This window comes from Streptomyces sp. HmicA12 (assembly GCF_000373565.1).
Taxonomy (GTDB): Bacteria; Actinomycetota; Actinomycetes; order Streptomycetales; family Streptomycetaceae; genus Streptomyces.
Genome location: NZ_KB891809.1, coordinates 64,027 through 88,223 on the forward strand (window position 1 = coordinate 64,027; position 24,197 = coordinate 88,223).

At 71.9% G+C, this 24,197-nt stretch carries 21 protein-coding genes and 2 tRNA genes; 5 read left to right on the forward strand and 18 right to left on the reverse strand.

The window, feature by feature from the left end:
- Nucleotides 1–24: 24 nt before the first annotated feature.
- The 6 genes from B072_RS0118210 to leuS form a co-directional block, all read right to left on the reverse strand.
- Entirely contained in the window at nt 25–909 is an 885-nt protein-coding gene (locus tag B072_RS0118210) for a YceI family protein (protein ID WP_026245987.1), read from the reverse strand.
- A gap of 325 nt (nt 910–1,234) precedes the next feature.
- A complete protein-coding gene (locus B072_RS0118215; protein WP_018531398.1) occupies nt 1,235–3,841 on the reverse strand; it encodes a ComEC/Rec2 family competence protein in 2,607 nt (868 codons plus the stop codon).
- On the reverse strand, nt 3,838–4,860 hold the full coding sequence (locus B072_RS0118220) for a helix-hairpin-helix domain-containing protein (RefSeq protein WP_018531399.1): 1,023 nt from the start codon (nt 4,858–4,860) through the stop codon (nt 3,838–3,840). Before B072_RS0118220 ends, B072_RS0118215 begins: the two co-directional genes overlap by 4 nt.
- 220 nt (nt 4,861–5,080) lie before the next feature.
- Nucleotides 5,081–5,929, reverse strand: coding sequence for a DegV family protein (locus tag B072_RS0118225; RefSeq protein WP_018531400.1), 849 nt, complete (start codon nt 5,927–5,929; stop codon nt 5,081–5,083).
- A gap of 84 nt (nt 5,930–6,013) precedes the next feature.
- A complete protein-coding gene (locus B072_RS0118230; RefSeq protein ID WP_078506478.1) occupies nt 6,014–6,721 on the reverse strand; it encodes a hypothetical protein in 708 nt (235 codons plus the stop codon).
- A 117-nt stretch (nt 6,722–6,838) separates the two neighbouring features.
- Nucleotides 6,839–9,745 carry a leucine--tRNA ligase gene (gene leuS, locus B072_RS0118235; RefSeq protein WP_018531402.1) on the reverse strand — a complete coding sequence of 969 codons (2,907 nt, stop codon included), beginning with the start codon at nt 9,743–9,745 and terminating at the stop codon, nt 6,839–6,841.
- Nucleotides 9,746–10,251: 506 nt separating this feature from the next.
- Between leuS and B072_RS0118240 the strand changes: the two genes are divergently transcribed.
- Complete coding sequence (locus B072_RS0118240) at nt 10,252–11,397, forward strand: ferric reductase-like transmembrane domain-containing protein (protein WP_234018878.1); 1,146 nt, start codon at nt 10,252–10,254, stop codon at nt 11,395–11,397.
- A complete protein-coding gene (locus B072_RS0118245) occupies nt 11,394–12,968 on the forward strand; it encodes an NADH-ubiquinone oxidoreductase-F iron-sulfur binding region domain-containing protein (protein ID WP_018531404.1) in 1,575 nt (524 codons plus the stop codon). The genes B072_RS0118240 and B072_RS0118245 overlap by 4 nt, the downstream gene beginning before the upstream one ends.
- 87 nt (nt 12,969–13,055) lie before the next feature.
- Here the strand turns inward: B072_RS0118245 and B072_RS0118250 are convergent.
- Nucleotides 13,056–13,128, reverse strand: a tRNA-Ala gene (locus tag B072_RS0118250).
- A gap of 155 nt (nt 13,129–13,283) precedes the next feature.
- Here B072_RS0118250 and B072_RS0118255 point away from each other — a divergent pair.
- Entirely contained in the window at nt 13,284–14,474 is a 1,191-nt protein-coding gene (locus tag B072_RS0118255) for a glycosyltransferase 87 family protein (protein ID WP_018531405.1), read from the forward strand.
- Here the strand turns inward: B072_RS0118255 and B072_RS0118260 are convergent.
- The 3 genes from B072_RS0118260 to B072_RS0118270 all read right to left on the reverse strand — a co-directional run bounded on the left by B072_RS0118260 (nt 14,443) and on the right by B072_RS0118270 (nt 16,355).
- The gene (locus B072_RS0118260) at nt 14,443–14,676 is read right to left on the reverse strand and encodes a hypothetical protein (RefSeq protein WP_026245990.1); all 234 of its coding nucleotides are present in this window, start codon (nt 14,674–14,676) and stop codon (nt 14,443–14,445) included. The genes B072_RS0118255 and B072_RS0118260 overlap by 32 nt on opposite strands.
- A 10-nt stretch (nt 14,677–14,686) precedes the next feature.
- Nucleotides 14,687–14,908: a hypothetical protein gene (locus B072_RS0118265; protein WP_018531407.1), complete on the reverse strand. Its 222-nt coding sequence runs from the start codon at nt 14,906–14,908 to the stop codon at nt 14,687–14,689.
- An 88-nt stretch (nt 14,909–14,996) separates the two neighbouring features.
- Entirely contained in the window at nt 14,997–16,355 is a 1,359-nt protein-coding gene (locus tag B072_RS0118270; RefSeq protein ID WP_018531408.1) for an MFS transporter, read from the reverse strand.
- Between the two features lie 212 nt (nt 16,356–16,567).
- Between B072_RS0118270 and B072_RS0118275 the strand changes: the two genes are divergently transcribed.
- Nucleotides 16,568–17,473 (forward strand): helix-turn-helix transcriptional regulator, encoded by a 906-nt coding sequence (locus B072_RS0118275; protein WP_199791057.1) that lies wholly within the window; start codon nt 16,568–16,570, stop codon nt 17,471–17,473.
- Between the two features lie 21 nt (nt 17,474–17,494).
- Here B072_RS0118275 and B072_RS0118280 read toward each other — a convergent pair.
- From B072_RS0118280 to B072_RS48705, 7 genes are all read right to left on the reverse strand, one after another.
- Nucleotides 17,495–17,567 (reverse strand) — tRNA-Ala (locus B072_RS0118280).
- A 127-nt stretch (nt 17,568–17,694) separates the two neighbouring features.
- Nucleotides 17,695–18,342, reverse strand: a complete 648-nt coding sequence (locus tag B072_RS0118285; protein WP_018531410.1) for a histidine phosphatase family protein — start codon at nt 18,340–18,342, stop codon at nt 17,695–17,697.
- Nucleotides 18,339–18,794, reverse strand: a complete 456-nt coding sequence (rsfS, locus tag B072_RS0118290) for a ribosome silencing factor (RefSeq protein WP_018531411.1) — start codon at nt 18,792–18,794, stop codon at nt 18,339–18,341. Before rsfS ends, B072_RS0118285 begins: the two co-directional genes overlap by 4 nt.
- A gap of 140 nt (nt 18,795–18,934) precedes the next feature.
- Complete coding sequence (locus tag B072_RS0118295; protein WP_018531412.1) at nt 18,935–20,602, reverse strand: LCP family protein; 1,668 nt, start codon at nt 20,600–20,602, stop codon at nt 18,935–18,937.
- Nucleotides 20,603–20,627: 25 nt separating this feature from the next.
- Nucleotides 20,628–21,290: a nicotinate-nucleotide adenylyltransferase gene (gene nadD, locus B072_RS0118300; RefSeq protein WP_026245991.1), complete on the reverse strand. Its 663-nt coding sequence runs from the start codon at nt 21,288–21,290 to the stop codon at nt 20,628–20,630.
- A gap of 44 nt (nt 21,291–21,334) precedes the next feature.
- Nucleotides 21,335–21,499 carry a hypothetical protein gene (locus tag B072_RS47365; RefSeq protein WP_018531414.1) on the reverse strand — a complete coding sequence of 55 codons (165 nt, stop codon included), beginning with the start codon at nt 21,497–21,499 and terminating at the stop codon, nt 21,335–21,337.
- Between the two features lie 115 nt (nt 21,500–21,614).
- Complete coding sequence (locus B072_RS48705; protein ID WP_018531415.1) at nt 21,615–21,782, reverse strand: hypothetical protein; 168 nt, start codon at nt 21,780–21,782, stop codon at nt 21,615–21,617.
- Nucleotides 21,783–21,876: 94 nt separating this feature from the next.
- Between B072_RS48705 and B072_RS43420 the strand changes: the two genes are divergently transcribed.
- Nucleotides 21,877–22,995 (forward strand): M48 family metallopeptidase, encoded by a 1,119-nt coding sequence (locus tag B072_RS43420; protein ID WP_043244269.1) that lies wholly within the window; start codon nt 21,877–21,879, stop codon nt 22,993–22,995.
- Between the two features lie 73 nt (nt 22,996–23,068).
- On the opposite strand, the gene B072_RS0118320 is transcribed toward B072_RS43420, so the two are convergent.
- A complete protein-coding gene (locus B072_RS0118320) occupies nt 23,069–24,148 on the reverse strand; it encodes a hypothetical protein (protein WP_026245992.1) in 1,080 nt (359 codons plus the stop codon).
- Nucleotides 24,149–24,197: the final 49 nt, after the last annotated feature.

Below are 24,197 nucleotides of genomic sequence, written 5' to 3' on the forward strand. Positions count from 1 at the left end.
GCTCCGCACCGGGGCGGCCGCCGGTCAGCCCTCCTTGGGCACCATCTGTACGTCGAGGTCGATCCGGACGCTGGACCCGACGACGGCGATGCCGCGGGCCAGCATGGTCTGCCAGCTGACCGTGAAGTCGTCGCGGTGCAGTTCGGTGGTGGCGCGGCAGGCGGCGCGGGTCTCGCCCTCCATCCCGTTGCCCAGGCCCAGGTACTCGGCGTCGAGCGTGACCGTGCGGGTCACGCCGTGCAGGGAGAGCGCACCGGTGATCCCCCAGCGGTTGCCGCCCTTGTGCACGAAGCGCTCGCTGTAGAACTCCAGGGTCGGGAAGCGGTCGACGTCCAAGAAGTCGCCGGACCTGAGGTGGTCGTCGCGCATCTTCACGTTCGTGTCGATGGACGACGCGTCGATGACCACGTGCATCGCGGACTGCTCGATGCGGTCGGCGACCCGCAGCGCTCCGGCGAAGGTGTTGAACCGGCCGTGGATCCGGGCGAGCCCGATGTGCCGTGCCGTGAACGCGATCGAGGAGTGCATCGGCTCGATCTCCCAGTCGCCCGCGTCGGGCAGCTGGGGCGGCGTGGCGACCTGGAGCGTCACGTCGCCGAGCGAGGCGTGCGCGCTCTCGGCGACGGTGGCGCCACCCCGGAAGGGCGCGTACCCCTCGGCCGAGACGGCGAGCCGGTAGTCACCGGCGGGCACCGCCGCCATGAACGAACCGAACGGGTCGGTCCCCCCGCTCACCACCTTGCGCCCCATCACATCGGTCACCGCGAACTCGGCGCCGCGCACCGGCTCGTTGACCGGGTCGAGGACCCGGCAGCTGAGAACGCCCGCACTGGGCGGCATCGTCACCGCCGCCAAAGGACTTGTCCGTTGAGCCCGGTTCGTACGGTTTCCCAGCCAGCGGCCGAACATGACCTACCCACCCCAGTGCGCCTTGACAACTTCCGTCACATCTTCAACGAAGAAACATTCGACCACCGTTGCGGCTTTCGAGGCAACACGGGCCCACATCCCGGGAATGGAGGAGAAGGTGCACTGTCGCCCACGACTGGCCCGAATTCACCACTCCGGTTGTCGTTTCGCCAGCTCAGAGGCATTTCTACTCACCGGTAGCAACAGCACCGGCACGCTCTGGAGCACGGGTAGGCCCCCGCCCGGCACCCCTGTCGCCCACAGCGGGCACGCAGGCCGCACACAGTCACCCGCACGCTCGCACCACGCCCTTCCCCCGCCGCCCTCAGGGTTCGGTATGCGCCACTCCCAACTCCGTTCCCCCGCGCCCGTCTTGCTCGGCTCGCCCACCTCGTCGGCCTGGGTCACCGCTCACGACCGCGACCGCTCCGTCCCGGTCCGTCCGCAACACCGCCGTGCCCCGGGACCGCAGCGCCGCCAGGGTGCGCGGAGCCGGATGACCGTACGGGTTGTCGGCTCCGACGCTGATCAGCGCCAGCCGCGGCGCGGCCCGCCGCAACAGCTCCGGGTCCTGGTAGGCCGAGCCGTGATGGGCGACTTTGAGGACGTCCACCGCGGGCAGCCGGGCCCCCGCGCCGGTTCTCGACAGGGCGCGCTGCGCGGCCGGTTCGAGGTCGCCGAGCAGCAGCAACGTCAGCCCTCCGGTGCGCACGAGCAGCGTGACGCTCGCGTCGTTCGGCCCGTCCGGGGCGGGCTCCGGCCCGGGCAGCGGCCAGAGCACCTCCCAGTCGAGCGGCCCGCTCCTGCGCCGCTCCCCCGCCGCGGCCCGGACCATCGGGATCCCGTGCTCCTTCGCGAGCCCCCGCACGAACGCGACCTGGTCCACCGGCTCCTCGAAGCCCGTCGTCTCGATCGCCCCCACCGACCGCCCCCTCAACACCCCTGACAGGCCCGCCACATGGTCCGCGTGGAAATGCGTGAGCAGCACCAGCGGGATGCGGGTGACGCCCAACGAGCGCAGACACCGGTCGACGAGCACCGGGTCGGGCCCCGCGTCCACGACGACCCCGGCGCCGGACCCGGCCGCGAGCACCAGCGCGTCCCCCTGCCCCACGTCGCACATCACCAGGCGCCAGCCCGGCGGCGGCCACCCTGTGATCACCCGGGCCAACGGCGCGGGCTGCACCACCAGGAGGAGCAGCAACAGCACACAAGCCCCGCTGACCCAAGGCGACTTGAGCACTCTCCGCCCCACGGCGACGAGGACCACCGTGCCGACCGCGAGCAGCGCTCCGCCGCGCCAGCCACCGGGCCAGTCCACGCCACTGCCCGGCAGCGCGGCCCCGGTGCGCGCGATCCCGGCGATCCAACCGGTGGGCCAACCCGCGCACCAGGCGAGGAACTTCGCCACCGGCATGGCCACCGGAGCCGCCGCGAGCGCCGCGAACCCCAGCACGGTCGCGGGCGCTACGGCGAACTCCGCCAGCAGATTGCACGGCACGGCCACCAGGCTCACCCGCGCCGCGAGCACGGCGACGACCGGCGCGCACACGGCCTGCGCGGCGGCGGCCGCCCCGAGCGCTTCGGCGAGCCGCCCCGGCACCCCGCGCCCGCGCAGCGCCGCGCTCCAGCGCGGGCCGAGGGTCAGCAGCGCCCCGGTGGCGAGCACCGACAGCAGGAACCCGTAACTCCGCGCCAGCCAGGGGTCGTACAGGACGAGCAGCAGCACGGCCGTGGCCAGCGCGGGGATCAGGGATCGGCGCCGCCCGGTGGCGACGGCGAGCAGCGCGATCAGTCCGCACGCCGCCGCCCGCAGCACGCTGGGCTCGGGCCGGCACACCACGACGAAGCCGAGCGTCAGCACCCCGCCGAGCAGCGCGGTCGTCCGCAGCGAGAACCCGGCCCGGGGCGCGAGCCCCCGTCTCTCGACGAGGTGCGCGGTGCCGGCCGGCCCGATCAGCAGAGCCAGCAAGATCGTGAAATTGGCCCCGCTCACGGCCATCAAGTGCAGCAGATCGGTCGCCTGGAACGCCGCGTGCAGCTCCGGTGCGACCCGTGCCGTGTCGCCGATGACGAGGCCGGGCAGCAGGGCCCGCGCATCCGCGGGCAACCCCTCGGTGGCCTCTCTCAGTCCCCCGCGCAGCGTGCCGGCCAGCCGCTGCGGCCCGCTCGGCGCACCCACCACCTCGGGACGGTCGTCCGCCCCGACGCGCAGCACCGCCGCGACCCGGTCGCCGTCCGTCAGCGGCGGTGCGAGCCCGCCCCTGATCCGCAGCCGGGTGGTCGGCAGCAGGGACAGCCAGGGGCTGCCGCGCGGCCCGGCCCGCCGGTCGTCCCCACCGACCCGGAGCGCACTCGCCACGACCAGCACCGGGGCCCGGGTCCGGTGCACCGCGCCGTCCGGCGCCGTCACCCGTACGACGTCGGCCTCGATGAGCACGGCGGCCGGTGCGGTGTGGTCCCCCTTGATCCGGGGCCGGGTGAGCCGCGGGTCGGAGGTGACCTCCAACTCGACGTCCACCCTGGCGTATTGGGCCGCGAGGTTCGGTACGGGGCCGCGCCGCAGATCGGCTCCGTGCAGACCCGCGGAGGTCGCTGCCGCGGCGGTGCACAGGAGGAGTGTCGCGACGGGGATCCGCCAGACTCCGGGTGAGCGGCCGCCGGGGTGGAGGGCTTCGAGCGTGCCCGTGTCCCGCGCTCCTGCGGGACGCCTTCCCCTGCGGCCCGCCACCAGGAGCCCCGAGCCGGTGAGCGCGCACCCCACGGCCACCGCGCCCGCCCACCATCCCGGAGCCGTCAGCAGCAGCGCCGCCGTGACCCACGCCGCCAGCGCGGGCGGCACCAGCCTCAGGTCCACCGGCCCCTCGTCCCGCGGACCGGCGACGCCGGGCCCGCTCCCGACTCGCTCCCCCTCCACCGTCGCACGGGTCATGGCCGGACAAGATTCTGCAGATCCTCGAAGCGGCGGTCCCCGATGCCGTTGACCTCGCGCAGTTCGTCGACCGAGCGGAAACCTCCGTGCTCCGTGCGGTAGTCGATGATGTGTTGAGCCAGCACCGGGCCGACGCCGGGAAGGGTGTCGAGCTGTTCCACCGTGGCCGTGTTCAGGCCGATCGGCCCGGTGGGCGCCGCGGCCGTACCTCCGCCCGCGCTCCCGCTCCCGCCCGGCGGGGCAGCGCCGACGGCCGCCGCCGGTGCGCCGACCAGGATCTGCTCGCCGTCCATCAGCAGCCGCGCCCTGTTGAGCCCCGCGGTGTCCGTGCCGGGGCGCACTCCGCCGGCCACCCGCAGCGCGTCCGCCACCCGCGCCCCGGCGGGCAGCCGATGGATCCCCGGGTGCCGCACCTTGCCGCTGACGTCCACCACGATTCCCGCGGCACCCGTCGGCGGGGGTCCGGGTGTCGGCGCGGGAACCGTCTCGTCGGCGGGCTCGGCCGCCGCGGGCTGCGCCGCGCGCACCGTCTCCGGCGCCCGCACCGGTTGTGTGCGCCCCGCCCAGAAGTGCTGCACGGCGAAGAGCGCGGCGACGCAGAGGACCACGACGAGCGCCACGGCGCCCCGCCGCTCGACACCGCACCGCGTCTGCACCCACAGCGGCAGCCGGTCGCGCACGGCGAGAGTGGTGCGCTCCCGCCAGGAAGGCCCGGACGCGGGCGGCTCGGGCCCGACGACGGCCGGGACCGGTTCCGGTTCGCCGTCCAGGATTGACTCCCGAGGGCTGAGCCGGACCGGCTCCCGTGGGCCGGGCCTGACCGACTTCGACGCGCTCAGCCCGACCGCCGCCGGCGCGCTCGGCCGGACCCGCTCCACTGCCTTCGGTACGGGATCCCGCGCCGAAGGCCCGTCCCATCGCGCCGGCTCCACACCCTCGTACGGCCGCCGCGGGGCGAAGAGCGCCTCCGCCCGCAGCCGGGTCTCCTCCGCCGCGGCGCGGGCGCGCCCGCGCCGCACGCGACGCCGGATCTGCCGATGGCGGGCCCTGCTGTCCGACGCGGGGCCACGCCCCGGTCCGCTGGATGTCTGTGCTGTCCGAGACAGTGATCGAAGTGCCATGTCCGAGACGGTAGGCATCACCGCACGAACCAGTGGATCTTGGTCAATTCCCGGGGACAACACGCCAGTTGTGGATAACTCCGTCACCCGCACCAGCGACAGCGGCAGGCCGCGAACCCTACTCCCGCGGCGAGATCACCGCGCCGAGCAGCCCCGGTCCTGTGTGCGCCCCGATGACCGCTCCCACCTCGCTGACGTGCAGCTCGGCGAGGCCGGGCAGCCGCTCACGCAGCCGGCCCGCGAGGACCTCGGCCCGCTCCGGCGCGGCCAGATGGTGCACGGCGATGTCCACCTGCCCACTGCCCGCGCGCTCGGCGACGATCTCCTCCAGCCGCGCGATCGCCTTCGACGCCGTGCGGACCTTCTCCAGGAGTTCGATGCGGCCGCCGTCGAGCTGCAGCAGTGGCTTGACCGCGAGCGCGGAGCCCAGCAGCGCCTGCGCGGCACCGATCCGGCCGCCGCGACGCAGATAGTCCAGGGTGTCGACGTAGAAGTACGCGGACATGCCCGCGGCCCGCTTCTCCGCGGCGGCCACCGCCTCGTCGACGGTGCCCCCGGCGTCCACCGCCTCCGCGGCCGCGAGCGCGCAGAAGCCGAGCGCCATGGCGACCATCCCGGTGTCCACCACGCGCACCGGGGCCGGGGCCTCGCGCGCGGCCAGGACCGCGGCGTCGTAGGTCCCGGAGAACTCGGCCGACAGGTGCAGCGAGACAATGGACGTGGCCCCGGACTCGGCGACCCTGCGGTAGGTCTCGGCGAACAGCTCGGGGCTGGGTCTCGACGTCGTCACCGACTGCCGCTTCTGCAGCGCCTCGGCGAGCGAACGGGCGGAGATCTCCGTGCCCTCCTCGAGTGCTCGGTCGCCCAGGACCACGGTCAGCGGCACTGCCGTGATGTCGTGGCGCTCCATCGTCCGCTGCGGCAGGTAGGCCGTTGAATCGGTGACGATCGCGACATGGCGGGACATGCACCGGAGATTACCCGGCGGGGCCCGTCGTCGGCAGCCCGGCCCCCGACGAGCGGCGCCTGTCGGCCAGCGAGCGGCCGTGGATCAAGTCGTGCTCTCCGGGCGGGGTTTCTTCTGCCACGGATAGACCGGTCGTACACCGGGCGGGGTGATGGCGGCGGGCCGGTCCTGCTCCTGCCGCCCGGACGGCGAGGGCTGCTCGGCCCGCGAGGGCTGCTGTGCGGCGCCCGGCTCCTCCTCGGCCCGAGGCTCCGTCGTCCAGTGCCGCAGCGCCCCCGCCTCCAGGTCGATCTGCAGGCTCAGGGAGTCCAGATCGTCGGCCGCGAACCGGGTGGCCCGGTCCCGGGCCGCGTGCCGCAGGGCGTCGGCTGCGTTCGTGATCTGTTCCGTACGCGCTGTGAGATCCGGCAGCAGGCGCGCCACCTGAGCCTTGTCGGGCTCGCTCTCCAGGCGCTTCAGTTCGTCGTCCAGCTCATGCCCGTGGGCGCTGAGGCGCCCGAAGAGGTCGACGGATTCCTTGAGGGTGGCGTCCTCGGCCACGCGCGCGTGCAGCGCGTCCTGCGTGGCCCGCATGGAGCCGCGCAGCTTCAGCCGCAGCTGCGCCAGCTCGCTGGCCGCACCCGGCTGGAAGCTCTTGGCCCGCAACGTGGTGTCCTCCACGGTCCTGCGGGCCTGCGCCACCGTGCGGTCCACGCCGCGCTTGGCCGCGCCGACGGCCTTCACCGTCGCGTACGCGCCGAGCACCAGGAACGCGATGAAGATCAGCGCCACGATCACCAGCACAGTTTCCACGGCGCTCCTCCGATTCGTCCGCCCCGTTGTCCCGCTCTCTCCACCGTAAACGGAGCGGGCAGGCCGAGGGTTCCGGCGGAACCCCCAACCTGCCCGTAGGGAACAACCCTGAGCCCGTTACGCAGGCACGATGTTCACCAGCTTCGGCGCCCGCACGATCACCTTGCGGATGCCGGCGCCGTCCAGCGCCGCGACGACCTTCTCGTCGGCCAGGGCGACCTTCTCCAGCTCCTCGTCGGAGATCGACGGGGAGACCTCCAGGCGCGCCTTGACCTTGCCCTTGATCTGCACGACGCAGGTCACGGCCTCGTCCACCACGTACTGCGGATCGGCGACCGGGAAGTCCTGGTGGACGACCGAGTCGGTGTGGCCCAGCTTGCGCCACAGCTCCTCGCCGATGTGCGGGGCCAGCGGCGCGACCAGCAGTACCAGCCGCTCGGCGACCGAGCGCGGCAGCGCCGCGCCCGCGTACGTCTTGACCAGGTGGTTGTTCAGCTCGGTGACCTTGGCGATGGCGGTGTTGAACCGCATGCCCTCCAGGTCGCCACGCACCCCGTCGATCGCCTTGTGCAGGGCGCGCAGCGTGGCCACGTCGATGTCCGCGTCGGCGACGTCGGCGACGGTGACCTCACCGGTCGCCTCGTCGACGATGTTGCGCCACAGGCGCTGCAGCAGGCGGAACTGGCCGACCACCGCACGCGTGTCCCACGGCCGGGAGACGTCCAGCGGGCCCATCGCCATCTCGTACAGACGCAGCGTGTCCGCGCCGTACTCCGCGCAGATCTCGTCCGGCGTGACGGCGTTCTTCAGGGACTTGCCCATCTTGCCCAGCAGCCGGGAGACCTTCTCGCCCTGGTAGTAGTACGCGCCGTCGCGCTCCTCCACCTCGGCGGCCGGTACGGCGATGCCGCGCGCGTCCCGGTAGACGAACGCCTGGATCATGCCCTGGTTGTACAGCTTGTGGAACGGCTCGGCCGACGAGATGTGGCCCAGGTCGAACAGCACCTTCGACCAGAAACGGGCGTACAGCAGGTGCAGCACGGCGTGCTCGGCACCGCCCACGTACAGGTCGACGCCACCGGTCGGCATGCCCTCGCGGGGGCCCATCCAGTACTGCTCGACCTCGGGGTCGACCAGCTTCTCGCTGTTGTGCGGGTCCAGGTAGCGCAGCTCGTACCAGCAGGAACCGGCCCAGTTGGGCATGGTGTTGGTCTCGCGGCGGAACGCGCGCGGGCCGCGGCCGTCGCCCAGGTCCAGGGTGACGTTGACCCAGTCCTCGTTGCGCGACAGCGGCGTCTCGGGCTCGGTGTCGGCGTCGTCCGGGTCGAAGGTGCGCGGGGTGTAGTCGTCGACCTCCGGCAGCTCCAGCGGCAGCATCGACTCGGGCAGCGCGTGGGCGATGCCGTCCTCGTCGTAGGCGATCGGGAAGGGCTCGCCCCAGTAGCGCTGGCGGCTGAACAGCCAGTCGCGCAGCCGGAAGTTGACCGTGCCGTGGCCGATGCCCTTGCGCTCCAGCCACTCGGTCATCCGGGCCTTGGCGTCGGCGACGCCCAGACCGTCCAGGGAGACCTCGTCACCCGAGGAGTTCACCAGCTTCGCCTCGTACGCGACGAACGCGTCGTCCCACGTCGACGGGTCGGTGCCACGGTCGTCCGACGGCTCGACGACGCAGCGCATCGGCAGCTCGAAGGCGCGCGCGAAGGCGAAGTCGCGGGCGTCGTGCGCCGGGACGGCCATGATCGCGCCGGTGCCGTAACCCATCAGCACGTAGTCGGCGATGAAGACGGGAACCTTTTCGCCGCTGACGGGATTAATGGCGTACGCGCCCGTGAAGACGCCGGTCTTGTCCTTGGCCTCGGCCTGACGCTCGACGTCCGACTTGGAGGCGGCCTGCTTGCGGTACGCGGCCACGGCCTCGGCGGGCGTCGCGTGACCGCCGGTCCACACGTCGTGGGTGCCCTCGGGCCAGGCGGCCGGGGTGATCTTCTCGACCAGGTCGTGCTCGGGGGCCAGCACCATGTAGGTGGCGCCGAACAGGGTGTCCTGGCGGGTGGAGAAGACGGTGATGGCCTCGTCGCCGACCGCGAAGTCGATGCGGGCGCCCTCGGAGCGGCCGATCCAGTTGCGCTGCTGCAGCTTGATCGCCTCGGGCCAGTCCAGGCCGTCCAGGTCGTCCAGCAGGCGGTCCGCGTAGGCGGTGATGCGCATGTTCCACTGGCGCAGCTTCGCCTTGAAGACGGGGAAGTTGCCGCGTTCGGAGCGGCCGTCGGCGGTGACCTCCTCGTTGGCCAGCACGGTGCCCAGGCCCGGCGCCCAGTTCACGGGCGCGTCCGAGGCGTACGCCAGGCGGTACTCGCCCAGGATGTCGGCCCGCTCGGCCTCGCTCAGCGCGCCCCACGAGCCGCCGCCGGGAACGGCGCGCTCACCGGTCTCGAACTGCTGGATCAGGTCGGCGATCGGACGGGCCTTCTTCAGGTCGTCGTCGTACCAGGAGTTGAAGATCTGCAGGAAGATCCACTGCGTCCACTTGTAGTACTCGGGGTCGATCGTGGCGAACGACCGGCGCTTGTCGTGGCCCAGGCCCAGGGCGCGCAGCTGCGCCTTCATGTTCTCCATGTTGGCCTCGGTCGACGCGCGCGGGTGGGTGCCCGTCTGCACGGCGTACTGCTCGGCCGGCAGGCCGAACGCGTCGAAGCCCAGGGTGTGCAGCACGTTGTGGCCCGTCATGCGCTGGAAGCGCGCGAAGACGTCCGTGGCGATGTAGCCCAGCGGGTGGCCGACGTGCAGGCCCGCACCCGAGGGGTACGGGAACATGTCCATGATGAACTTCTTCGGGCGGGCGGCGATCGCCCTGGCCTCGTCGGAGTCCCCGGCCAGGTCGCCCTTCGGGTTGGGCGCCTCGTACGTGCCGTCCTCGTCCCAGAAGTCCTGCCAGCGTGCCTCGATGTCGGCGGCCATGACCGCCGTGTAGCGGTGCGGCGCGACCGCCGCCTCGGAAGTGGCGGCGGTGTTCGTCTCGCTCATGATCCTCAAAGCTCCATCGATCGTCTCTGCCTGCGGCCAGTGCTCAGGAAATGAAAAAGCCCCTCGCACAGGAGGGGACGCCGCGCCGATTCCGACCTCACGCCAGTGGCGGGTCGGGACTGATCAGCGCGGCTCGCTAAGCAGAAGGCGTACGGCACGCATGGCGTCAGGGTACCGCAGGGCGCGCGCGGGCCGCGACGGGCTTCCTCGCGCCCCACCGGGCGCCCTTGGTTACTCCGCGTACCGGCCTCTATCGGGGCAACACAAATACCAGGCTTCCTCTAGATAACAGCGAGATAACTCAAACCTCGTACTGGCTGGTATTCGGCGACCTAGAGTGCGGGCTGTGGGTCCACTGTGCCGAACCTTTCGGAGTCGCCCCCATGAACCCTCGAGTCCCGCAAACTCTGAACTCCCCTCGCACGCTTCGGAGTTCACGTACCACTGGTAGTGGCCGCCGCGCCAAGACGGGGGTGTTGAGCGCGGCGGTCCTCCTGCTCATACCCGTGGTTGTCGTCACGGGGAGCGACGCCTTCAGAGCGGCGCTCGACTTCACCACGGGCGTGCTGTCCCTGGTCTCGCTGTCGGCGTCCGTCGTATGGGGCCTGGTGGCCTCGGACCGCCTCTTCCTGACCTCCCGGCAGCGCCTGCTGTCCCAGGCCGTCCACCGGGCCACCGCGGTCGCCTCGCTCGGCTTCCTGCTGCTGCATGTCAGCGTGAAACTGGCGCTCGCCCACGTGACGCTCATCGGGGCCCTGATCCCCTTCGGCATGGGCGTCACCGGCAGCAGCGGCCTGATCGGCCTCGGCGTCCTCGCCGGGCTCCTGATGGTGGCCACGGGCGTCACCGGCGCGCTGCGCAGCTCCATGGCCTCCCCGGCCCGGCTCGCCGCCCGCTGGCGCGCGACCCACATGCTCGCCTATCCCGCCTGGTGCTTCGCCCTGATGCACGGCCTGTACGCGGGCCGGCCACCGAAGACGTACGTCGTGGTCCTGTACTGCCTGTGCCTGCTCGCGGTCGCCGCGGCGGTCGCCCTGCGCGCGGCGCCACGCCCCGTGAAGGTCAAGGTGGCGGCCCGGATCTTCGCCTTCCTGGACCGCGACGACCGAGGCGACCGAAGCACCCGCGGCGGCCGGGGCACCCGGGCCGACCGGCGCGTCCGAGCCCCCCGCGCGGAGCGCGACGTGGCCGAGCAGCCCTTGCCGGCCACGGACATCCCGGTCCGCCCCGCGGCGACGACGCCGCCCGACGCCGGTTTCGCGGCCGCCTACCGCGCCGTCTCGGCGACCCCGCGCAGGGAGGCGACCACCGAATCGCTCCCCTATGTGCAGGCAACGCCTTATGTAGACCCCATGGGCCCCATGGAGGCGCCTTCCTCTCCGCTTCCCTCGATGGACCCCGTAGAGCCGCCGCCCACCCAGCGCTGGCCCGCGCCTTCGCCCCCGCCGCCGGCCGAGGCCCCGCCGTCCGCGTACGACCCCACGTACGACACGCCTTACGGGGGCGTCCCCGCCTACGAGGCCGCCTACGGGAACGACCCGGCCCACCAGGGCGCCGGCTCCTACGACGCCCCGACCGAACCGATCCCCGATCCCTTCCAGGCACCGTCCTCCGGCGAGCCCTGGTCCACGCCTTACGGAGGCACGCAGTGAACACGGCGCTGCCCGACGTCCCCGAAGTACGCGTCGTCGGTCTTCCCCAGCTCACCTCGGGGTTCGACCTCGTGGAGCGGCTCGACCTCGACATGCACCTCAAGGTGCACGGCCCGCTGGAACCTCTGGCGGGCGAGCAGCTCGCGCAACTGGCGCAGGCGGTGTCGCTGCGCGGCCGGGGCGGCGCGGGCTTCCCGTTCGCCAAGAAGCTGCGCGCGGTCGCCGAGTCGGCGATCCGGCGCGGTGTGCGGCCCGTGGTCGTCGTCAACGGCAGCGAGGACGAGCCCGCCTGCCGCAAGGACACGGTCCTGCTCAATCGGGCCCCGCACCTGATCCTCGACGGCGCCCTCCTGGTCGCGGAGGCGATCGGCGCACGCACCCTCGTCGTCGGCGTGACCCGCGACTCCACCGAGGCGTCGATGCAGGCGGCCCTCGCCGAGCGCGGCCTGTCCAACCGTCGCAACGCGCCCCTGCGCGCACGCGTGCAGCGCAATCCGGTGCGCATGGTCACCGGCGAGTCCTCGGCCCTGATCCGCTCGGCGGACGGCGGTCCTCCGATGCCGCCGGGCCGCAAGGTGCGCGCCTCCGACTCCGGGGTGGGCGGCGCCCCGACCCTCCTGTCGAACGCGGAGACCTTCGCGCAGCTCGCCGTCGCCGCCCGCACGGGCCCCGAGCGCTACTGCCGCACCGGCCTGCACGACGAGCCCGGCACGGTGCTGCTGACCCTGTCCGGCGCGGTCGCCCGCCCGATGGTCCTGGAGGTCCCCTCCGGTGTCCCGCTGCGCTACGTCCTCCAGCTGGCCGGCGCTCCCCCGCTGCCCCAGGGCGTTCTCACGGGCGGCTACCACGGCAAGTGGCTGGACGGCGTCGGAGCGCAGGACGCGATCGTCTCCCGGGCCTCCCTGGAGGCGTGCGGCGGCGCTCTGGGCGCGGGCGCGATCCTGCCGATCGGGCCTGACACCTGCCCGCTCGGCGAGTCCCTGAAGGTCGCCCAGTGGCTGGCGGCGGAGAGTGCGGGCCAGTGCGGGCCCTGCTACCTCGGGCTCCCGGCGGCCGCGCGCGGCCTGGAGGACGTCCTGAACGGTGGCGGCCCGACCGCGCTGGAGGCGCTGCGCGAGGTCACGCGCGCGGTGAAGCGGCGCGGGGCCTGCAAGCACCCGGACGGTTCGGCGGCGTTCATCGAGTCGACGATCTCGGCGTTCACCGACGACCTGGCCGCGCACGTGCTGGGCGCGGGCTGCGGCCGCCCGGTGCGCGGGGTGCTGCCGCTGCACACGGAAGGGCCGGTGAGCTCGGCGCCCAGCGGCAAACGCCTGGCCGTCGACTGGACGCTGTGCCAGGGCCACGGTCTGTGCGCGGACATCGTGCCAGAGCTCATCCAGCTGGGCCCCGACGGCTTCCCCGCGGTCGCGGAGGCCACGGTGCCGCGCTACTCGGAGGCGAACGCGGTGCGGGCCGTCCGCCGCTGCCCGGCGCTCGCCCTGCGCATCGAAGGGGACCCGGCGGCGCTTCCGCCGCGCCCGGCCCTGCCACCGGCGCTGCCTCCGGGTCGGAGCCGCGCCCGCAGGTGACCTCGGGACATACGAAAGCTCGGGACATACGAGAGAAGGACACACGAAAGAGGGCCATCCGATCGGATGGCCCTCTTTCAATTCCTGTGGAGCTAAGGAGAATTGAACTCCTGACCTCCTGCATGCCATGCAGGCGCTCTACCAACTGAGCTATAGCCCCTTGCGGTGTGCTGCCGTTTCCTTCAGGTCTTCCCTGTCGGTTTCCCCGGCGGCGACGCCAACATTACACGGTCACCTGGGTGCACCACCAAATCGTTTCCCATCTGCCCCAGCTTGTTGGGAAAAGATCCTTATGAGGCCACTACGGTGCCTCCCGTGACCGCGCTCGTCCTGCCCCGTACCCACCGTCGTGTCTCCGCATCCCTGGGAGTCTGCCTGCTGTCCTTCGTGAGCTTCTGGATCGCCCAGCGCGCGGCTCACGTCTCGATGATCGACCTGCTCGTCTACAGAGCGGAGGGCGCGACCGTACGGGCGGGAGGCGACCTGTACGCGCTCAGAGCGACCCACGCCGAGCTGCCGACCACGTACCCGCCGTTCGCCGCACTGCTGTTCACGCCGCTCACGCTCCTGGACGTCGCCGACCTGCGCGCGCTCGCGACCGCCGCGAACCTCGCCCTGCTCGTCGCGTTCGTGCACCTGTCCCTGCTGCTCGTACGACGCCACGCGCGCGTGGAGCACGCGCTGTGGGTGGCGGCGGGCGCCGTGTGGTGCGAACCGGTGTGGACGACCCTGCGCTACGGCCAGGTCAACCTGCTGCTCGCCGTGCTCGTCCTGTGGGACCTGACGCGACGCCCCGGCCACCGCTGGGCGGGCGTGGGCATCGGCCTGGCCGCCGCGATCAAGCTGACGCCGGCGCTGTTCGCGGTGTTCCTGCTGTGCACGGGCCTCGTGCTGGCGGCCACCAGGGGCGCGTGGCGGCCCTGGCTGCGGCCCGCGTGGATGGCGGCGGGCACGTTCGCCGGCGTCACCACGCTGACGGCCATGGCCCTGCCGCACGACTCGCGCCGCTTCTGGACCCGGATGGTCTTCGAGGCGAGCCGGGTCGGGCATGCCGAGGAGACCGGTAACCAGTCGCTGCGCGGCGTCCTGGCCCGGCTGCTGCACACCGACGACCCGGGCCTGTGGTGGGTGCTCATCGCCGCGGCGGCGGGCGTCACGGGACTCGCGGTGGCCGTCGCGGCGGCGCTGCGCGGACGGCACGCGCTCGCCGTCGTGGCGTGCGCGGCGACGGCCCTCCTGGTCAGCCCGGTCTCCTGGTCGCACCACTGGGTGTGGTGCGTACCGCTCGTCCTTCTGGTGTGGGAGTCGGGCCGTCGCGGCGTCGCCGCCTTCATGGCCGCGCTCTTCTGCTCGTACGCCCTGTGGTGGGTGCCGCACGGCGGGGACCGGCCCGAACTGCGTCAGAACGGTGCGGAGTTGGTCCTGTCGGCGCTCTACGTGGGCATGGCCTGCGCCTTCTTGGCGCACTCCGGGATCAGGCTCTGGCGAACGAGTAGAACCGCTTGAGGGTGCAGTGCTCGTCCAGGAGACGGCCGTAGATCGGCTCGCCCTCCAACTCGCGGTACGTCTCGATCGGATCGCCCTTTATGATCAGCGCCCGCGCGCACTCCTCGCACCAGTACTGGTACTCCGGATTCACGGGCTCCATGTCGCGCACGATGGGCGTACCGCCGCCGCACCAGTCGCACTTCCTCCTGTGTGACCCCATGTCGTTCCGCTCAGCTCCAGCTGTGGCCGCAGGCCGTGCACACGTACGAGATCCCGCCGTTGTCACCCAGCATCTGGGCGACATGGGAGGAGCCGCAGGACGGACAGTTGAGACGAAGCGGGGTGACGCCCGGGGAGACCTCGGGGACGGCCTCGGACAGGGTCGGGGGCTCGGCGGATATCGCCGTCACGCCGAGGAGGCGGTCGGCCTCCTCCATGATGCTCGCGGGCATCGCGCACTCCCTCCCGTCGGGCCGTCTTCGTCGGTCGGACGCAGCCCCCTTCCGGCCGTCCGATTCTGCCACGGCCGGAGCAATACGGTCAGCGACGCCTGCGTACCAGTCCGGACACGGCCCCCAGAGCCGCCGCCCCGGCCAGCGCATAAGCGCACATCAAGAGCGCGTCCGAAGAGGTATACGCCCCTGAGGCCCCCAGTGCCTCAAAGCGGTTGAGGAAAAGTGTGCCGAAGGTGGCGACGCCGATCAGCTGGCCGAGCTGGGTCACGGTGGTGAGCAGTCCGCTGGCGTCCGCCGCGTCCTCCGGCCGCACCGTCGCCAGGGCCCCGGTGAGCGTCGGGCCGAAGGCGAGCGCGAGGCCCGCACCGAGCGCCACGAAGGCCAGATACAGCCCCGCGCCACCGTCGCCTCCGCCGTGCAGCGCGAGACCGGTACCGAGCGATCCGGCCGCCGCGAGCACGAATCCGCCCGGGATCATGGCCGGTTGCCAGCGCCGCGGCCAGCGCCGCCAGGTGAGCCCCACGACGCCGAACGCGACCGCGGTGGGCGCGACGGTCAGCCCGGCGCGCAGCGCGCTGTACCCGAGGCCGCTCTGGATGTGCAGGGTGAGCGCGAAGAGGTAACCGGCGTTCACGGCCATCGCGGCGAGCACTCGCAGGATGGCGAGGCCGATGCCGGGCAGTCGCAGCACGCGCGGCGCGATCAGCGGCGCCCCGTCGCGCCGCGCGAGAGCGGACTCGTACCGGCAGAACAGGGCGAACAGCACCACGGACGACGCCAGGCAGAGCCTGGACCACAGCGGCCAGTCCTCCTCCTGGCCGAGCACCAGCGGCACGGTCAGCAGCGACACGGAGCCGCCGAGCAGCACGAGCCCCACCAGGTCGAGGGTCCGGCCCGCACCGCGGCCGGCGTCACGGGGCAGCGCGCGCCACCCGAGGACGAGCAGCACCGCGCCGACGGGCACGTTCACCAGGAACGCCGAGCGCCAGCCGGTGCCGAGCAGATCGGCGCTGACCAGGACCCCGCCGAGCACCTGCCCGACCGCGGCGCCCACGGCGAGGACCGCCGCGTACACGCCGAGCGCACGGGTGCGGGCCTCCCCGGTGAAGTTCCGCTGGATGAGGCTGAGCACCTGCGGGACCATCAGCGCCGCACCGGCGCCCTGCACCATGCGGAACGCGATGAGCTCGCCGCCGCTGCGCGCGAGGCCGCAGGCGAGCGAGGCCGCGGTGAACACGGCGAGCCCGGCGAGCAGGGCCCGCCGGTGGCCGAACAGCGCGCCGAGCCGGGCGCCGGTGATCAGCAGGACCGCGTACGTGATCGTGTATCCGGCGACGACCAGCTGCAACGCGGCGCCGGACGCGTCGAGTTCGGTCCGGATCGTGGGCGCGGCGACGTTCACGATGAACACGTCGAGGACGGCCATGAACTGGGCGGTCAGCACGAGCGCGAGCAGCCGCCCGCGACCGGCCGCGGGCCCGTTGTCAGTGCCAGGGGCTTTACTGGATCCGGGAGTTGGGGAACGCGGACTTTCCGGGACTGTTGTCGTCATGCCTGGAGCCTGACGGCGATCGGACACGGGTACCGAGAGCCCGATGATGCTGGTACCGGCACCACCCGGTACGCGCCTTCCGGGGCGCGGCGCCGGCGCACACGATGGGGGATGTGACGACGATGACCACGACGGAGCGGACGACGAGCGAGCCACCCGACCGCCGCAGGCCCGAGCTGGCCGCCTTCCTGCGCGCCCGCCGCGCCAGAGTCACCCCCCAGGACGTCGGCATGCCCGCGGGCCCGCGCCGGCGCACCCCCGGCCTGCGCCGCGAGGAGGTCGCACAGCTCTCCGGCGTCGGCGTCACCTGGTACACGTGGCTGGAGCAGGGCCGCCCCATCAACGCCTCGCCGCAGGTCCTGGACGCGGTGGCGCGCACCCTGCGCCTCGAGCAGCCGGAGCTCGAGCATCTCTACCACCTGGCGGGGGTGGCGTACGCGTCGGCGCCGCAGGACCTCGGGCAGACGCTCGGGCCGGACGTGCAGGGGGTCCTGGACGCCCTCGACCCGCTGCCCGCGGTGGTCTACAACACGCGGTACGACGTGCTGGCCACCAACCTCGCGTACCGGCTCCTGTTCCAGGTCCGCCCGGATCTCATGGACCCCGTGGCGGGGCGCGGGGCCAACGCGCTGTGGACGCTGTTCGTCACGCCCGACAACCTGTGCCCGCTGGTCTTCCGGGAGAGCGAACTGCCGGTGATGGTGGCCATCCTGCGCTCGGCGTACGGGCGGCACGTGGGCGAGCCGGCGTGGGAGGACTTCATACGCTCGCTGGCCGAGGCCAGCCCCGACTTCGCCCGGCTGTGGAAGAGCGGCGACGTCGCGCCGCACGGGCAGTACGTGAAGACGTTCCGGCACCAGGACCTCGACGGCGAACTGCGCATGACGTCGACCTCGCTCTCGATCGACAACATGCCGGAGTGCCGGATCGTCGTGTACACCCCCGTGGACGACGAGACGCGCGACCGTCTGGCCGCACTGCGCGCGGGAAACGAAAAATCCCGCCCCTGACGGGACGGGATCTTCGGACTGTGGAGCTAAGGAGAATTGAACTCCTGACCTCCTGCATGCCATGCAGGCGCTCTACCAACTGAGCTATAGCCCCTTGTGCTCTTTCCCCCGGTTTCTCCCCGGCGGGCCGAACAAGAAGAACTTTAGCCTGCCCCCCGCCAGAAAGTGAAATCCGGTCCCCGCGCCCTCGGGGACCGGCCACAGACCGACGTTCTCGCAGGTCAGTCGTCGTCGCCGAGGACCGGTTCCGGCAGCGTGCCCGCGTTGTGCTCGAGCAGGCGCCAGCCGCGCGCGCCCTCGCCGAGCACGGACCAGCAGCAGTTCGACAGACCGCCGAGGCCCTCCCAGTGGTGGGCCTCCAGACCCAGGAGGCGACCGATGGTGGTGCGGATGGTGCCGCCGTGGCTGACCACGACGAGCAGGCCGTCGTCCGGCAGCTTGTCCGCGTGCCGCAGCACGACGGGCGCGGCCCGGTCGGCGACCTCGGTCTCCAGCTCGCCGCCGCCGCGCCGCACGGGCTCGCCGCGCTTCCACCCGGCGTACTGCTCGCCGAAGCGCGCCTTGATCTCCTCGTGGGTCAGGCCCTGCCACGCACCGGCGTACGTCTCGCGCAGACCCTCGTCGTGCGTGATGTCGAGGCCGGTCAGGGCGGCCAGCTCACCGGCCGTGGCGGCGGCCCGCTCGAGGTCGGAGGCGACGATCGCGTCCGGCTTCAGCGAGGCGAGCAGCCGGGCGGCACGCTTGGCCTGGGCCACTCCGTCCTCGGTGAGCGCGATGTCCGTGGTGCCCTGGAAGCGGCGCTCCAGGTTCCAGGAGGTCTGGCCGTGCCGCCACAGGATGACCCGGCGGCCGCGTGGAGCTGCGGTCAAAGGACCTCACCGCCGAATTCCCGGATGTCCTCGGCAGCGGCCGCCTCCTCGCCCTGGGCGTGCTCGGCGGCCTTGCCGCGGGTGGCCTTGGCCTCCTCGGGCAGGTCCAGCTCGGGGCAGTCCTTCCACAGCCGCTCCAGGGCGTAGAAGACGCGCTCCTCGCTGTGCTGGACGTGGACGACGATGTCGACGTAGTCGAGCAGGATCCAGCGGGCGTCGCGGTCGCCCTCGCGGCGGACCGGCTTGGCGCCGAGCTCCTTGTTCAGGCGCTCCTCGATCTCGTCGACGATCGACTTGACCTGGCGGTCGTTGGGCGCGGAGGCCAGCAGGAAGGCGTCCGTGATGGACAGCACGTCGCTGACGTCGTAGGCGATGATGTCGTGCGCGAGCTTGTCTGCGGCCGCCTGCGCGGCGGCGTTGATGAGCTCGATGGATCGGTCGGTGGCGGTCACTACAAGGCTTTCCGTCGAAGGTCAGAATCCCCCGGACTGTCCCTCACCGGGCCCTCACGGGGATACCCCAAGGGTCTCACGGACCGCCGGCCGGCCTCACGGCCTTACCGGCGCCCCGCTCCGGGGCGCCGGTCACCGCGTCACTTGCCGGTGTAGTTCTGGCCGAGGACCACCGAGACGTCCGCGTTCGCGGAGGTCTTGCCCTTCCGTACGGCCGAGGTCGGCAGGCCCAGGGTCTTGGCGACCTCGACGGCGTCCTGCTTGCGGTCGGCGTCGGCGTACGTGACCTGCGACGCGGACCGGGCTGTGCCGGTGCCGCCGGAGACGAAGGTGTAGCCGCCGTTGACCAGGGCGACGCGGGCCGTCTCGGTGCGGGTCTTGACGCCGGTGGCGTTCTGGAGCGAGACGCGCGGCGAGGCGTTCTTGTCGGTGTTCTTCACGGTGCCGCCGAGGACGTCCTTGACCACGGAGTCCGCTGCCGCCTCGGAGAGCGTGCCGTCCTGCTGGACCGGGAGCAGCGCGGTCTTGTAGTCGCCCTGCTTCGCGTGGTCGGCGAGCTTGGCGAGGAAGGCGCCGAGGTCCTTCTCGGTCAGCGGCGGCTCGATGATCTGGGTGAGCGTCTGCACGGTGGTCGTCGCGGCCTGCGGGTCGGACGAGATCTTGCGGAGCACGCCCTGCATGACCTGGCCGAACCGCATGAGCTGTGCGGTCTGCGCCTCGCCCTTGGCCCGGTACGTGGCGTAGGCGACGGCCATGGCGCCGCTCAGTGTCTGGTCCTGGCCCTTGTGGACGAGGGCGGTGCCCTTCTTGTCCGGGTCGGGGACCTCGGCGTTCGTGTCGACGTCGATGTTCCCGACGAGCTCGACGAGGTTGCTGAGGAAGGGGGTGTCGAGCCGCCAGGTGCCCTCGATGTCGGTGCCGAGCAGGGTGTCGATCGAGTCGCTGGTGCCCGAGGAGCCGTCGTCGTCGACGGACTTGCCGAGCGTGGCGGCGCCGCCCTCCTCGTCGGTGAGGCCGAGGGAGTTGGGCAGCAGCACGGTCGTGCCCTGCTTGGTGGTCGTGTTGTTCACGAGCAGCGCCGTGGAGGTGCCGCCGCCCTTGGTGTTGTGCAGGTGGACGACGATGACGTCACGGTTCTGCGGTCCGGCCGCGGCGGCGCCGCCGGACTTCGCGGAGTCGTCGGAAAGGAACGGCAGCTTGCCCGCGTACCAGAGGTAGCCGGCGCCGCCGACGACGCACAGGGCGAGGACGACGACGAGGGCGACGACCCGGTTGCGGCCGCGGCGCCTGGCCTCCTCGCGCCGTTCGGTGCGCGACTCGGTGAACTTCAGCCAGTCGATGACGTCTTCGGAGTTCTCGTCCGGCTCCTCGACGAAGTCGAACTGCTCGGTGCCGTGCTCGCGCGGCGGTGCCTCGTTCCCCGCCGGGGCGGCCGGCCGGGCGGGCGGCTGCGTGGGCGGCGCCTGCTGCGGGATGTACGCGGTGGCCTGCGCCTGCTGCTCGGCGACGGAGGGGTGCGCGACCCGCTGCTGCTGCCCGGTCCCGGCGGCCGCGCCGTAGGGGTCGTACCCGCCCGAAGTCCCTTGCTGCGCGCCGCCGTAGGGGTCGTACGACTGCGGCGGAACGGGCTGTTGCTGCCCGTTCGCGTACGGGTCGTAACCGTATCCGTACGTCGCGTGGTCCGCCTGGGGTGCGTGCTGCTCGTACGACGGCGCCTGCTGCACCTGCCGGTAGACCGGCTGGCCGAATTCGTCATAGCCGACCAGCTCGTAATTCTGCTGGTCGTAACCGTCGTATCGGTCGTTCACCGATGCCCCTCTCGGCGGTGCAGGGTCATTCGCCTCGGTACAGCTGGCGTTTGTCGATGTAGCGCACCACACCGTCCGGTACCAGGTACCAGACGGGGTCGCCCTTGGCGACCCTGTCACGGCAGTCCGTGGACGAGATCGCGAGGGCGGGAACCTCGACCAGCGAGACACCGCCCTCCGGCAGGCCGGGGTCGGTGAGCGTGTGACCTGGCCTGGTGACGCCGATGAAGTGTGCCAGGGAGAAGAGCTCTTCGGTGTATCGCCAGGTGAGGATCTGACCCAGGGCGTCGGCACCCGTGATGAAGAAGAGGTCCGTGTCCGGATTGAGCGCGCGCAGATCGCGCAGCGTGTCCGTGGTGTACGTCGGTCCGCCGCGGTCGAGGTCGATGCGGCTGACCGAGAACTGCGGATTCTCGGCGGTCGCGATGACCGTCATCAGATAACGGTCCTCGGCGGGCGAGACCTTCTTGTCGCTCTTCTGCCAGGGCTGCCCGGTCGGTACGAACACCACTTCGTCCAGGTGGAACTGCGAGGCGACCTCGCTGGCCGCCACCAGGTGTCCGTGGTGGATCGGGTCGAACGTTCCGCCCATGACGCCGAGGCGTCTCTTGGCCGGTGAGGCCCACTGGTGATCCGGGCCGCCGGCCGGGCTGTTGACCGGGCCGGTAGGCATGTCCTGCGCTCCCATGCGTGCAGAGCCTACTGGCCCGATCCGAGTGGTCCCGTCCGGGATCAGCGGTCGCGGTTGAAGCGGGTGGTGATCCACAGCAGTACGAGCAGGATGACGAACGCGCCACCGCCCGTGATGTACGGGCTGAGGCTTTCGTGGTTGCCGCCGTGCTCGCCGCCCTCGGCGGCGAGGGTGGCCAGCTGGGCAGCGGTGCTGTGGAGGCTCATCGTCAGCAGGACCTATCCGGTGTGGGATCGGGATAAAGACTTCTGACCCATCGTAAGCGGGGGCTCCCGCGCCGCTCACGCCGACTCTGCCGTACGGGCCCACGCAACCGTCACATCAGTCGTCGCGCTTGTACCCGCGCAGCAGGAACCAGGCCAGGAAGACGGCGCCGAGGACGCCCACGATCAGCACGATGCGCAGCAGCGGGCCGGTGCCCTGCTCCGCCGCGGCACTGATGACGTGGTCCAGGTGACCGGGGTACCCGAGGTGATCGGGATGATCCATGACGGTTCGCTCCTTCTGTGTGCTGCCCCGTCACGGTATCTCCGCCTAGTGTGGAGTCCACCTTGGGGGCACAACCACACACATGGGGGGCCGCATGCCCGACGAACCGAACGAGCAGCACGAGAACGTACCCAGCAGGCAGCGCAGGCGCTTCCCGGGGATCTCCTCGCGGGCGTACGAGCATCCGGCGGACCGTTCGGCCCTGGTGGCGCTGCGCAAGCTCAGCGGGTTCGACACGGTCTTCAAGGCGCTGAGCGGTCTGCTGCCCGAGCGCAGTCTGCGGCTGCTGTTCCTGTCGGACTCGGTGCGGGTCTCCGACGATCAGTTCGCGCACCTCAACACGATGCTGAGGGACGCCTGTTACATCCTGGACCTGGAGAAGGTCCCGCCGATGTACGTCCATCAGGACCCGCAGCCGAACGCGATGTGCATCGGCCTGGACGAGCCGATCATCGTCGTGACGACCGGGCTCGTGGAGCTGCTCGACGAGGAGGAGATGCGGGCGGTCGTCGGCCACGAGGTCGGGCACGCGCTCTCCGGCCACTCGGTCTACCGGACGATACTGCTGTTCCTGACCTCGCTGGCGCTGCGCGTCGCGTGGATCCCGCTGGGCAACCTCGCGATCATGGCGATCGTGACGGCGCTGCGCGAGTGGTTCCGCAAGTCCGAACTCTCCGCGGACCGCGCCGGGTTGCTGGTCGGCCAGGACCTGCAGGCCTCCATGCGCGGCCTGATGAAGATCGCGGGCGGCAACCACCTGCACGAGATGAACGTGGACGCGTTCCTGAAGCAGGCCGAGGAGTACGAGGCCGGGGGCGATCTGCGCGACTCGGTCCTGAAGATCCTGAACGTGATGCCGCGCTCGCACCCGTTCACCACGGTGCGCGCCGCCGAGCTGAAGAAGTGGGCGGAGACCCGCGACTACCAGCGGCTGATGGACGGCCACTACCCGCGCCGCACCGAGGACAAGGACACCTCGGTGACGGACTCGTTCCGCGAGTCGGCCTCGCACTACACGGACCACGTGAAGAGCTCGAAGGACCCGCTGATGAAGCTGGTCAGCGACATCGCGGGCGGCGCGGGCGACCTCGGCGGCCGGGTGCGGCGCGGCTTCGGGGGCTTCGGCGGCGCAACCGGTGGCAGCGGTGGCGCCGGCGACGGCGGCGCGGGCAACAACGGAAATCACGGCACCCGCGAGGACGACGACGCGTAACTCCGGCGATCCGTAAGAGCGATCCCTAAGCGCGATGCGTAAGGGCGATGCGTAAGAGCGATCCGCAGGAGCGTCAGACGGAGGGCTGGGCATCGGGTGCGAGCGCGCCGCACAGCGCGGTCGCACTGCCCGCCGCATACGGGTCGGTGCCCGCGGGCCCGTCCTGCTTGGCCCGCTGGCCGGCGAGCAGCGGATGCAGATGCGCGGCCGAGTCGGCGGAGCAGGCGAGCGGGCCCGCCTGGACGTAGGACACGAGGACCTCGGCCTGGTGGTTGCGCAGGTCGTCGCGGTCGAAGCGGAAGTGCAGCTCGCGGCGGACGGTGAACAGGGACGCCTCGGAGTCCGGCCGGCCGACGGGCCGCAGTGCGTAGACGAACGTGTGGTCCGAGGAGACTTCAAGGCTGCTCGCGTCCGTCTCGGCGACGTGCAGGGTGCCCCGGACGCGGATGTGCGGGTCGGCGAGCGCGGTCTCGGCCGGGTCGAAGCGGACCAGCCAGCCGGTGGCCGCGTGCCGCCCGTCGGCGGCGGGCCGGGCGAAGCTCTGGTCGAACTGGCCGAGCTGCTGCGGATCGAGCAGCTGGCGGACCTGGCGGACCGAGCCACCGGTGAGCACGTCCGGGTCGAGCGAGGAGTCGACCAGGTAGTCCTTGACGGTGGTCAGCGCGGCCGTGACCTGACCGTCGGAGAAGTGCGTGGTGGCCCGCGGGTCCTTGGGGACGTCTATCCCCCGGGCCGCGACGGCGAACGCGGCCGCCGGGCTGTGCCGGTACAGCTTCGCGGCCGAGGCGTCCCCGGGGACACGGCCGGCCGGGGCGAGCGGGATGACGGTCATCCGCAGCGGCTCGGTGTGCCGGGAGACCTGGGTCGTGCGGTACGGGCTGCGTATGCCCATGTAGATCGCGGTGCCGAAGGCCAGCACGATCATGACGACGAGGATGACGGCCTGCCGGGTCAGTCCGCGGCGCAGCGCGGGCGTGCGGCGCACGGCCGGGGCGTGATCGGTGATGCGCTCCTGCGCGGAGAACTCCTGGAGCCGGGCAGCCTTGACGAACGATTCGTCGAACACGACGGACCGGTACTCGTCCTCGCTTCCGCTGCCACCGCCGGGGCCGCCTTCCGGTGTCCCCTCCGGTGGGTCCGCTGGCCCACCCATACCTTCAGAGTAGGTCCCCGGGACCTCAGGTAAACGCCCTGGTACACGT